Source organism: Halopseudomonas maritima, from assembly GCF_021545785.1.
In the GTDB taxonomy this organism is placed as follows: Bacteria; Pseudomonadota; Gammaproteobacteria; order Pseudomonadales; family Pseudomonadaceae; genus Halopseudomonas; species Halopseudomonas maritima.
This window is the reverse complement of record NZ_CP079801.1, coordinates 2,350,541-2,362,855: the sequence shown is the minus strand read 5'-3', so window position 1 is coordinate 2,362,855 and position 12,315 is coordinate 2,350,541. Positions and strand designations below refer to the sequence as shown.

The following is a 12,315-nucleotide window of genomic DNA, read 5'->3' as shown; positions in this document are numbered from 1 at the left end:
CCCGCGCGATTCAACACCGCGCGGGTTTTGCTTGCAGCTTGAAGCTTGCGGCTTGTCGCTCACCTCCCGCAAAGCGGGAGGCGCCTAGCGCGAGGCCTCGAGCGCCTGCGACAGGTCGGCGAGGATGTCATCGATATGCTCGATACCGATCGACAGACGCACCATGTCACGCGACACGCCGGCCTTAGCCAGTTCCTCGTCGTTCAGTTGGCGGTGCGTAGTGGATGCCGGGTGGCAGGCCAGCGATTTGGCATCACCAATGTTCACCAGACGGACCACCAGGTTCAGCGCATCAATAAACCGCGCTCCGGCCTCCTGCCCGCCCTTGATTCCGAACGACAGCACCGAGGCCGGCTTGCCGCCCATATAGCGTTTGGCCAGGGCGTGCTCGGGGTGATCTTCCAGCCCGGCGTACTGCACCCAGGCAACCTGCGAATGATCCTGCAGGAAGCGGGCAACGGCCATGGCATTGTCGCAGTGACGCTCCATACGTAGAGACAGGGTTTCCAGCCCCTGCAGGATCATGAAGGCATTGAACGGCGACAGCGCTGCGCCCATGTTGCGCAGCGGTACGACGCGGCAGCGACCAATGAAGGCAGCAGGACCAAAGGCCTCGGTATAAACCACACCGTGATAGGACGGGTCGGCGGTATTGAGCAGCGGGAAGCGCTCGGCGTTCTCTGCCCAAGGGAAGCAACCGCCATCCACCACGATGCCGCCCAGGGTCGTGCCGTGACCGCCCATATACTTGGTTAGCGAGTGCACAACAATATCGGCACCGTGTTCAAACGGCCGGCACAGCGCCGGGGTAGCCACGGTGTTATCGACAATCAGCGGCACACCGTGACGGTGCGCGGCATCGGCCAACGCCTGAATATCGATCACGTTACCCGCCGGGTTGCCGATGGATTCGCAGAACACCGCCTTGGTGCGCGCATCAATCAGGCTTTCCAGCGCCGCGATGTCATCATGGGCAGCAAAGCGGGTTTCGATGCCCTGACGCGGCAGGGTATGGGCCAGAAGGTTATAGGTGCCACCGTAGAGTTTGGCCACGGAAACGATGTTGTCGCCCGCCTCTGCCAGGGTCTGGATCGCGTAGGTAATAGCCGCCATGCCGGAGGCCACGGCCAAGGCGCCAACGCCGCCTTCCAGCGCCGCAACGCGCTGCTCCAGCACGTCGTTGGTCGGGTTCATGATGCGACTGTAGATGTTGCCCGGCACCTTCAGGTCGAACAGGTCGGCCCCGTGCTGGGTGTCGTCAAAGGCGTAGGAAGTGGTCTGGTAAATCGGCACGGCAACCGCGTGCGTATTGGGGTCGGGGGTGTATCCGGCGTGTATGGCTAGCGTTTCAAGCTTCATGGCGCTGTCCTTGTTATTGAAGTCCAGCGCCGAGCATGCAGAAGGAAAGCCGGCTGGTCAATGCGACCGGGCGCCGCCTATTGCGCCTCGATGTGGTCGTGCAGCGCCATAAACTGCTGGGTCAGCTTGTGCCGCCCATCGAGGAAAATCAGCGGCGTGGCCGCCTCGTGCGATTCACGCATGCGCACCGAGCTGTTCAGGTGTACCGGCAGCACCGGCAAGCCTTCGGCTATCAACTCATCCAGCATTTTCTGCGGCAGGGCCGCACGCGGTTGAAACTGGTTAACCACGATGCCTTCTACCGCCAGGTCCTCGTTGTGCTCTTCACGTACATCTTCCAGCTCGGTCAGCAGGCCGTACAGCGCCTGCCGCGAGAAGCTGTCACAATCAAAAGGAATCAGCACGCGATCAGCGGCAATCAGTGCCGACATGGTGTAGAAGTTGAACGCCGGGGCAGTGTCTATGTAGATCCGCTCGTAGTTGTCCTTCAGGTCCTTTAACAGCTTGCGCAGCTTCTGGATCTTGTAGCGTGACTCCAGCTTGTGCTGCAGTTCGGCCAGCTCGGGGCTGGCCGGCATCAGCCAGAGGTTCTCGAACGGCGTTTCGGTGACGAAGTTTTCCGCCTTCTTGCCGAACAGGCCGCTGGACAAGGTCTGGGAGAAGAAATCGGCGATGGTGGTGTCCACATCAGCCAGCCGCTCACCCAGCAGGTAATGGCTGGAATTGGCCTGTGGGTCCAGATCAATCACCAGCGTCTTGTAGCCCGCGGCCGCACTGACGGCGGCCAGGTTGCAGGCGATGCTGGACTTGCCTACCCCGCCCTTCTGATTGAACACTACCCTACGCATACGCCCTCTCCTTGTTCAGATAACGCCTACCCAGCCCTTTGTGGGCGCAGGTGGGTCAGACCACGATAGCATTCGGGTCGTGATAAACCGCTGACAACTCGTGCACCGCCTCGATAAAGGCACCGGCGTGAGCCGGATCGACCTCAGGTGTAATACCGTGCCCCAGGTTGAAGACATGCCCGCTGCCCTTGCCATAGCTGGCCAGGATACGCGCCACCTCGGCGCGAATGGCAGCCGGCTTGGCGTACAGCACGGTCGGGTCCATATTGCCCTGCAATGCAACCTTTGCACCAACCCGCGAGCGCGCAACGCCGATATCCATGGTCCAGTCCAGACCCAGTGCGTCAGCGCCCGCGTCGGCAATGCTGTCCAGCCACAGGCCGCCATTTTTGGTGAACAGAATGACCGGAATCTTACGGCCGTCGTGTTCGCGGATCAGTCCCGACACGATCTTGCGCATGTAAGCCAGAGAGAACTTTTGGTAGGCGTCGGCAGACAGGTTGCCGCCCCAGGTGTCAAAAATCTGCACCGCCTGGGCGCCGGCCTTGATCTGCCCGTTGAGGTAACTGGTCACCGACTGCGCCAGCTTGTCGAGCAGCAGGTGCATGGCCTCGGGCTGGTCATACAGCATGGCCTTGGTCTTGCGAAAGTCCTTGGAGGAGCCGCCCTCGACCATATAGGTCGCCAGCGTCCAGGGGCTGCCCGAGAAGCCAATCAGCGGCACGCGGCCGTTCAGCTCACGGCGGATAGTGCGCACCGCGTCCATCACGTAGCCGAGATCCTGCTCCGGGTCCGGCACCGGCAGCGCCTCGATATCGGCAGCGGTGTTGATCACCTTGCGAAAGCGCGGGCCCTCACCGGTCTCGAAGTACAGGCCCTGCCCCATGGCGTCGGGGATGGTCAGAATGTCAGAAAACAGGATGGCGGCGTCCAGCGGGTAGCGATCCAGCGGCTGCAAGGTCACCTCACAGGCCATCTCCGGATTCATGCACAGCCCCATGAAGTCGCCGGCGCGAGCACGCGATGCGCGGTACTCGGGCAGATAGCGGCCGGCCTGACGCATCATCCACACCGGGGTGACATCCACCGGCTGACGTGCCAGCGCGCGCAGGAAACGGTCGTTTTTCAATTCAGTCATGGGGCCATCCAGTCAAAAAAGGTCAGCGGCCATTGTAGCGGCAATTGCGCACAAACAGCAGGCCACAAAGCAACAAGGGCGCCCGCAGGCGCCCTTGTTAGTAACACTCAGGCCGTGACCTGTTGTCACACCCCGAGATAGTCGAGGATACCCTCGGCAGCCTGACGGCCTTCGAAGATGGCCGTCACCACCAGGTCAGAGCCGCGTACCATGTCGCCACCGGCAAACACCTTGGGGTTGCTGGTCTGGAACTTGTACTGCGCCTGCTCGGGCGCAATCACACGGCCCTGGCTGTCGGTGTCGATCTGCTTGTCGGCAAACCAGTCAGCCGGGCTCGGACGGAAACCAAAGGCGATGACGACGGCATCCGCCGGCAGCACTTCTTCGGAGCCCGGGATCGGCTCCGGACTGCGACGGCCACGGGCGTCGGGCTCGCCCAGGCGGGTTTCGACCACCTTGACGCCTTCAACCTTGTCCTCACCGACAATGGCAATCGGCTGGCGGTTGAACAGGAACTTCACGCCCTCGTCCTTGGCGTTCTTCACTTCCTTGCGCGACCCCGGCATGTTCGCCTCATCACGACGGTAAGCACAGGTGACCGCGTTGGCGCCCTGACGGATGGAGGTGCGGTTGCAGTCCATCGCCGTGTCGCCACCACCCAGTACCACGACCTTCTTGCCCTTCATGTCGATGAAGTCGTCTGCGGACTTCTCGAAGCCCAGGTTACGGTTGACGTTGGCAATCAGGAAATCCAGCGCGTCGTAGACGCCGGGCAGGTCTTCACCCGGGAAGCCACCCTTCATGTAGGTGTAGGTGCCCATGCCCATGAAGACCGCATCGTATTCGGCCAGCAGGTCATCGATCATCACATCCTTGCCGATCTCGGTGTTCAGGCGGAACTCGATGCCCATGCCCTGGAACACCTCGCGGCGACGGGACATTACCGTCTTTTCCAGCTTGAACTCGGGAATACCGAAGGTCAGCAAACCGCCAATTTCCGGGTTACGGTCGAACACCACCGGCGATACGCCGGCGCGGGCCAGCACATCAGCACAGCCCAGACCAGCCGGGCCGGCGCCAATGATGGCGACGCGTTTGCCGGTGGGGACCACGGCGGACATGTCTGGACGCCAGCCCATGGCAAAGGCGGTATCGGTGATGTATTTCTCGACTGAGCCGATGGTTACAGCACCAAAACCGTCATTCAGGGTACAGGCACCCTCGCACAGGCGGTCCTGCGGACACACACGGCCGCACACTTCCGGCAAGGTGTTGGTCTGGTGCGACAGCTCGGCGGCTTCAAGGATGTTGCCCTCGGAGACCAGCTTCAGCCAGTTGGGAATGAAGTTGTGCACGGGGCACTTCCACTCGCAGTAGGGATTACCGCACCCGAGGCAGCGGTGCGCCTGCTCGGAGGCCGCGTCCGGCTTGAACTGCTCGTGAATCTCAACAAACTGGGTCTTGCGCGCGCGCAGCGGGCGCTTCTTCGGATCTTCACGACCTACATCGATAAACTGGAAGTCGTTACTCAAACGGTCTGCCATATCTAAACCTCTACACTGCAGCGGCGGTTAAGTCACACCACTGCCAGACTCATCAGGGCCGACAGGCCGCCATCCTGGCGGCCCGCCTCAGGCGGCTTATTGTGGGTTCGCTCGGGTGCTGGTCAGCAGCGCACGCAGGCTTGCGGCCTTCGGCTTGACCAGCCAGAAACGGCGAATGTAGTCGTCCAGGTTGTCCAGCACCTCGGCACCCCATGCACTGTCAGTCTCCGCGACGTACTCGGTCAGCACCTGAGTCAGGTGGCTGCGATACATCTCCATCGACTCGTTGCTGATGCGGTGCAGCTCGACCAGCTCATGGTTGAGCTTGTCGAAGAAGGTGTTGTCCATGTCCAGTACGTAGGCGAAGCCGCCGGTCATGCCAGCACCGAAGTTATGGCCCGTGCTGCCCAGTACGCAGACCATGCCGCCGGTCATGTACTCGCAGCAGTGGTCACCCGCACCTTCGATGATGGCGTGAGCGCCCGAGTTACGAACGGCAAAACGCTCGCCGGCAATACCGGCAGCGAACAGCTTGCCGCCGGTGGCGCCGTACAGACAGGTGTTGCCGATAATCGACGTTTGCTCAGAGCGGAACGGGCTGCCCTTGGGCGGCACGATGGTCAGCTTGCCACCGGTCATGCCCTTACCGACGTAGTCGTTGGCGTCGCCTTCAAGGTACATGTGCAGGCCGCCGGCGTTCCAGACACCAAAGCTCTGACCAGCGGTGCCGGTCATGCGGAAGGTAATCGGCGCGGTCACCATGCCCTGGTTGCCGTGCACCTTGGCAATCTCGCCAGACACGCGGGCGCCGATGGAGCGGTCGCAGTTGGTCAGCGACAACTGATATTCGCCACCGGTGCGACCATCAATGGCGGCGCGCGCCATCTCGACCATCTTCTCGGCGGTCAGCCCCTTGTCGAACGGCTCGTTGCGCGGCGACTCGCAGAACTGCGGCTTGTCGGCCGGCACCAGGTCGCTGCCCAGCAGCGGACGCAGGTCCAGGTTTTGCTGCTTGCCGGTAGCGCCCGGCAGGATTTCCAGCAGATCAGTACGCCCGATCAGCTCCTGCAGGCTGCGCACGCCCAGCTTAGCCAGCCACTCACGGGTTTCCATCGCAACATAGGTGAAGAAGTTCATCACCATCTGCACGGTGCCGATGTAGTGGTTATCACGCAGGTGTTCGTTCTGCGTCGCGACACCGGTTGCACAGTTGTTCAGGTGACAGATACGCAGGTACTTACAGCCCAGCGCGATCATCGGCGCAGTACCGAAGCCAAAGCTCTCGGCACCCAGGATAGCCGCCTTGATCACGTCCAGACCGGTCTTCAGACCACCGTCGGTCTGCACTCGCACCTTGCCGCGCAGGTCGTTGCCGCGCAAGGTCTGGTGCGCCTCGGACAGACCAAGCTCCCAGGGCGAGCCGGCGTAACGAATGGAGGTCAGCGGCGAGGCGCCGGTACCACCGTCGTAACCGGACACGGTGATCAGGTCAGCGTAGGCCTTGGCGACACCGGCGGCGATGGTTCCCACCCCCGGCTCGGACACCAGCTTGACCGAGACCAGCGCCTGCGGGTTGACCTGCTTGAGGTCGAAAATCAGCTGCGACAGGTCTTCGATCGAGTAAATATCGTGGTGCGGCGGCGGCGAGATCAGGGTGACGCCGGGTACTGCGTAACGCAGGCGGGCAATCAGCTCGTTCACCTTGCCACCGGGCAGCTGGCCACCTTCACCTGGCTTGGCACCCTGGGCCACCTTGATCTGCAGCACATCGGCATTGACCAGATACTCAGGAGTCACACCAAAACGGCCGGAGGCAATCTGCTTGATCTTGGAAGTGCGCTCGGTGCCGTAGCGGGCCGGGTCTTCGCCGCCCTCACCCGAGTTGGAGCGCGCGCCCAGACGGTTCATCGCCTCGGCGATGGCTTCGTGGGCCTCAGGCGACAGCGCGCCCAGCGAGATACCGGCGGAGTCGAAGCGCTTGAAGATCGACTCCAGCGGCTCAACCTCATCCAGCGCAATGGCCTGCTGGTCGTCACGCACCTTGAGCAGGTCGCGCAGCGCAGCTACCGGGCGGCTGTTTACCAGCGCCGCGTACTCCTGGTACTTGTCGTAGCTGTCACCCTGCACCGCATCCTGCAGCGCACGAACGACATCCGGGTTGTAGGCGTGGTATTCGCCACCAAAGACGAACTTGAGCAAGCCACCCTGCTGGATGGGCTTGCGCGGGTTCCACGCCTCTTTAGCGAGCAGCAACTGCTCGGCCTGCAGATCTTCAAAGCGCGCGCCCTGAATACGGCTGGCAACCCCCTTGAAGCAAAGATCAACCACCTCGTCGGCCAGGCCCACAGCTTCAAACAGCTGGGCACCACGGTAGGACGCGATAGTGGAAATCCCCATCTTCGACAGGATCTTCAGCAGACCCTTGGAGATGCCTTTGCGGTAATACTTGAAGGTCTCGTACAGGTCGCCAATCACTTCACCGGTACGGATCAGGTCACCCAGCACCTCGTACGCCAGATAGGGGTATACGGCGGTAGCACCAAAACCGAGCAGCACCGCGTAGTGATGCGGGTCACGCGTGGTGGCAGTCTCGACCAGGATATTGCACTCCGAGCGCAGGCCGACCGCTGTCAGATGGTGGTGCACCGCACCAACCGCGAGCGCCGCATGTACCGGCAGCTTACCCTGTTCGATGGCGCGGTCACTCAGCACGATCAGCGTCTTGCCTTCACGCACGGCCGCCTCGGCCTGCGCGGTGATGCTCTTGACCGCGTCACCCAGCAACGTGCCTTCAGCGACATTCAGGTCGATCACATGGCGCGCAAAGCCGGGACGCTCATCCAGGTTCATGATGGTGCGCCACTTGGCCGGCGAAATGACCGGCGAGCTGAGAATGGCACGATTGGCGTGGTCCGCCGTCTCTTCGAAGACGTTGCGCTCGGCACCCAGGCAGGTTTCCAGCGACATGACGATGGCTTCTCGCAGCGGATCGATCGCCGGGTTGGTTACCTGCGCGAACTGCTGACGGAAGTAGTCGTAGACCGAGCGTACTCGACCGGACAAGACCGCCATCGGGGTGTCATCACCCATGGAGCCAACCGCTTCCTGGCCGTTCTCGGCCAGCGGGCGCAGTACCTGATCACGCTCCTCAAAGGTGACCTGGAACATCTTCATGTACTGCTTCAGCCCTTCGGCAGACAGGAAGTCGGAGCCGTGATCACGGTCATCCAGCGTCGCCTGAATGCGCAGCGCATTCTCTTTCAGCCACTTGCGGTAGGGGTGGCGGGACTTCAGGCGGTTGGCCACATCATCGGTATGCAGCACTTCGCCGGTCTGGGTATCGACCGCGAGTATTTGACCGGGGCCAACCCGCCCCTTGCTCACCACGTCTTCGGGCTTGTAATCCCACACACCGATTTCCGATGCCAGGGTGATGTAGCCATTCTTGGTGATGACATAGCGCGAGGGACGCAAACCGTTACGGTCAAGCAGACACACCGCATAACGCCCTTCGGTCAGCACGATACCCGCCGGGCCGTCCCAAGCCTCCATGTGCATGGAGTTGTACTCGTAGAACGCACGCAGGTCGGCGTCCATGGTCTCGACGTTCTGCCAGGCCGGCGGTACCACCATGCGAATCGCACGGAACAGATCCATACCACCGCACAGCAGCAGCTCGAGCATATTGTCCATGCTGGAGGAGTCGGAGCCGGTGGTGTTGACCAGCGGTGCCAGGCTTTCCAGATCCGGCATCAGGTCATTGGTGAACTTGTTGCGGCGCGCGTGCGCCCAGTTGCGGTTGGCGGTGATGGTGTTGATCTCACCGTTATGGGCAACCAGACGGAACGGCTGGGCGAGCGGCCACTTGGGCAGCGTGTTGGTGGAGAAGCGCTGGTGGAACACGCTGATGGCGGTTTCCATACGCGCGTCACCCAGATCTGGATAAAACTTGTCCAGATCTGCAGGCATCATCAGGCCTTTGTAGGAAATGACCTTGTGCGACAGGCTGCAGACATAAAAGCTGCTGTCGGCCTGCATGGCGATTTCAGCCTTGCGACGCACATAAAAGAGTTTCACGCCAAACTGCTGCTCGTCCAGGCCTTCGCCGGAGACAAATACCTGTTCGATGCGCGGCAGGCTGCTGCGCGCCAAGGGGCCAAGTTTGGTCGGATCGACAGGCACCGGGCGCCAGCCCAGACCAGTCAAACCCTGATCGGCCAGGGCATCGGCGAACGCCTGCTTGGCAGCCGTTGCCGATGCGTCGTCGGTACCCATAAAGACCATGCCGACCGCATACTGTTCGGGTAGCTCAACCGACAGGGTCTCGCGAGCAACCTCACGCAAGAAGCGATCCGGCTTTTGAATGAGCAGGCCGCAACCGTCGCCAGTCTTGCCGTCGGCGTTAATACCACCACGGTGCGTCATGCAGGTAAGGGCTTCGATTGCCGTCTGCAGCAGGTGATGACTGGGCTGGCCTTCCATGTGGGCAATCAAACCAAAGCCACAGTTATCCTTGAACTGATCAGGCTGGTATAGACCTGCTTTCATAGGCACTCTCTCAAAAAGCTAATAAATTCAAGCGCTTGAATAACCAGACCACGGACAAATCTGGCCCTGCGCCGGGCAAAAGGGGAGTAATTGTACACAGCGCCAAGCACGCCCACAATTTTTTTTGGCGCAAAAATGCCGCTTGGGCGTATTCAAATGTCGTAAATAGGAAACTTTTTCGCTCAACTATAGCGCTACCGACGGCCGCCGACCACGCCATTCATCGATCGGCCCGGGCAAGCCCGGGCCAACCCTATCAGCGCAGGGCGCGCTGAATATCCGCCATTGCTCGCGGCCATGGTTTGCTGTCACGTAGCGCCGCCGGCAACTTGCCGACACCGGCCTGCGCCGCTTGCCTCGAAGCATAGGCGCCCTGGGTTACCACAAACCAAGGCTGCCCCTCGTGGGTTGTCTCGAAGTACCCCAGATCAGCAACACCTGCATGGCGCGCAATAAAGGCCTTCGCAGCCGTTTCGGAGCGCGAGCCAAGCAACTGCACCACGTACTCCGAGCCGGCGCGCTGCCGATACCAATCGGCTTCATGATAGCCAGCAGTCGACTGCGCCGAAGCGGCAGCGGGTGCCGCTGGCTTAGGCGCCGGCTCTGGAGCTGGAGCTGGAGCTGGAGCTGGAGCTGGAGCTGGAGCTGGAGCTGGAGCTGGAGCTGGAGCTGGAGAGGATGGGGCGGGCTCGCCAGTGTCGTCAATGCGAGGCTCGGTTACCGGCTCAGGTGCAGGCATATCAGACGGCTGCGCATCAACCAGGGTGGGCACCCTCTGCTCGGCGCCCGACACAGCCGGGCCTACCCCCGCCGAGTCACTGACGTCCGCTGGCAAAGGCGCAGGTACCGGCGCCTGACTTTGCGCCTCTACAACCGGCGCAGGCAACTGCAGCACCGTGCGCTCAGGCTCCTGCGGCTGATCACCCATATACCAAGCCACACCGATACCCGCCGCTATCAATACCAGCGCGGCCAGCGCCTTAAGCGGAAACGGGTTAGCGCCGGAGCGCCGAAGCGCGACCGGCGCCTCCTGCATGGCGGCCAACAGCGCCTGACGGGCTGCCAGGTTAATCGCGCCAGGCCAGCCAGCACTGCGCTGCTGCACCCACTCGACCTGGGCATCATCCAATAGCTCAATGCCTTGGCCCGCCCCTTCGAGGCGCTGGGCCAGATAGGCTCGAGTCTCGTTGAGGTCCAGCGGCAGCAACCCTATGACATGAACAGCTGGCGCATCGTCGGATTTACGCAGGCTAGCCAACGTCGGCTCAGCCTCGATATCGGCAAACAGGAAGACCTTGGGAGCGCCACTACCCGCCTCGGCTATATCACTCAGCATGCTGATCGCCGAGGATTCCAGGCACTCAGCATCATCAATGATCAGGTAAAGCTGAATGCCCACCGCTTCTGCCTGCTGCGCCTTATGCAACAAACTCGCTACGTCCCGTTGCTCCGCACTGACTGCCTGACAGATCCCCGCAAGCAGCGAGGCTTCGGCCGGCATCTCCCGGCCGGACAACACCACGCATTGCACGCTGTCCTTGCTGCTGCTGGCTACCAGAGCTTGGCGCAGCAGCGTTTTGCCGCCGCCCTGCGGCCCGGTAACAGCCATCACCTGATCACCATAACGCGCCAGGTGATGCAGTTCGGCCAATACACTCTTGCGTTTGGGGGTAAAAAAACGAAAGCCCGGAGTGCGCGGCGCGAATGGGTCGTGAGACAGCTGATAGTGATCCAGCAGCTCGTCGACACCACTTGCTGCCGTGAACACCTCATCAAAGCCTTTCGTCATCACTCAAACCCCAACAAACATTGACGTAGAACATCAGCATCAAATTCTGCAGTCACCACTGCACTTCCCAGCCCGTGCAGCAGCACCAGCCTCAACTGGCCATCCAGCACCTTTTTGTCGACTGCCATCAGCTGCTCAAAATCGGCCACGCGCATCCCTTTCGGAGGTGCAACCGGCAACCCTGCGGCAGCGATCAACGCCACCGCGCGCTGGCGCTCTGCATCGGTGACCCACCCCAGGCGGCAAGACAGATCCAGGGCCATTACCATACCGGCACCCACCGCTTCACCATGCAGCCAGTTGCCGTATCCCTGATGCGCCTCAATGGCATGACCAAAGGTATGCCCCAGGTTGAGAATAGCGCGCACACCACCCTCGCGCTCATCTGCCGCCACGACCTCCGCCTTAATGGCGCAGGAACGCTCAATGGCATGAATGACCGTCGTAGCATCCAGGCTCCGCAAAGCCGTGATGTTTTGCTCTAACCAGGCCAGGAAGCCCGCGTCGCGGATCAACCCATACTTGATGATCTCGGCAAGTCCGGCGCTGACTTCACGAGCAGGTAGTGTGTGCAGGCTGTCAGTATCAATCAGCACTGCCTTGGGCTGATAAAAAGCACCCAGCATGTTCTTGCCAGCCGGGTGATTGATGCCGGTCTTGCCGCCGACGGAGGAGTCCACCTGAGACAGTAGAGTGGTCGGCACCTGAATAAAGTCGACACCTCGCTGATAGCAAGCCGCAGCAAAACCTGTCATGTCACCAATAACGCCGCCCCCCAGCGCGATAAGCGTGGTGCGACGGTCATGGCGGTCGGCAAGCAGGGCATCAAACACCTGCTGCAACGTCGCCCAATTCTTGTAGGCCTCACCGGTCGGCAAGACGACACTACTCACACGATAGTCCGCAAGCTTCTGTATGAGCGCTTCCAGATAGAGCGGAGCAACCGTATCGTCGGTAACAATACAGACTTGGCGGCCGGCAATATGGCGCTGTAACAAGCTCCCGTCAGACAGGACGTCTGCACCGATATAGATAGGATAACTGCGATCAGCCAGATCGACGTTCAGACACTGCATCAAAGCACTCCCC

General features: G+C 61.3%; 7 protein-coding genes. All 7 read right to left on the bottom strand.

Going from position 1 to position 12,315, the window contains the following annotated elements; all coding sequences use genetic code 11:
- Positions 1-84: 84 nt before the first annotated feature.
- The 7 genes from HV822_RS10860 to aroB all read right to left on the bottom strand — a co-directional run bounded on the left by HV822_RS10860 (position 85) and on the right by aroB (position 12,302).
- Complete coding sequence (locus tag HV822_RS10860) at positions 85-1,359, bottom strand: bifunctional O-acetylhomoserine aminocarboxypropyltransferase/cysteine synthase (RefSeq protein ID WP_238870004.1); 1,275 nt, start codon at positions 1,357-1,359, stop codon at positions 85-87.
- A gap of 77 nt (positions 1,360-1,436) precedes the next feature.
- Positions 1,437-2,207, bottom strand: coding sequence for a ParA family protein (locus HV822_RS10855; RefSeq protein WP_238870003.1), 771 nt, complete (start codon positions 2,205-2,207; stop codon positions 1,437-1,439).
- A gap of 55 nt (positions 2,208-2,262) precedes the next feature.
- Positions 2,263-3,345: a uroporphyrinogen decarboxylase gene (gene hemE, locus HV822_RS10850; RefSeq protein WP_238870002.1), complete on the bottom strand. Its 1,083-nt coding sequence runs from the start codon at positions 3,343-3,345 to the stop codon at positions 2,263-2,265.
- Between the two features lie 125 nt (positions 3,346-3,470).
- Entirely contained in the window at positions 3,471-4,889 is a 1,419-nt protein-coding gene (locus HV822_RS10845; protein WP_238870001.1) for an FAD-dependent oxidoreductase, read from the bottom strand.
- 96 nt (positions 4,890-4,985) lie between these two features.
- Positions 4,986-9,437 (bottom strand): glutamate synthase large subunit, encoded by a 4,452-nt coding sequence (gene gltB / locus HV822_RS10840; RefSeq protein ID WP_238870000.1) that lies wholly within the window; start codon positions 9,435-9,437, stop codon positions 4,986-4,988.
- A gap of 256 nt (positions 9,438-9,693) precedes the next feature.
- The gene (locus tag HV822_RS10835) at positions 9,694-11,226 is read right to left on the bottom strand and encodes an AAA family ATPase (protein ID WP_238869999.1); all 1,533 of its coding nucleotides are present in this window, start codon (positions 11,224-11,226) and stop codon (positions 9,694-9,696) included.
- Positions 11,226-12,302 (bottom strand): 3-dehydroquinate synthase, encoded by a 1,077-nt coding sequence (aroB, locus tag HV822_RS10830; protein ID WP_238873590.1) that lies wholly within the window; start codon positions 12,300-12,302, stop codon positions 11,226-11,228. Before aroB ends, HV822_RS10835 begins: the two co-directional genes overlap by 1 nt.
- Positions 12,303-12,315: the final 13 nt, after the last annotated feature.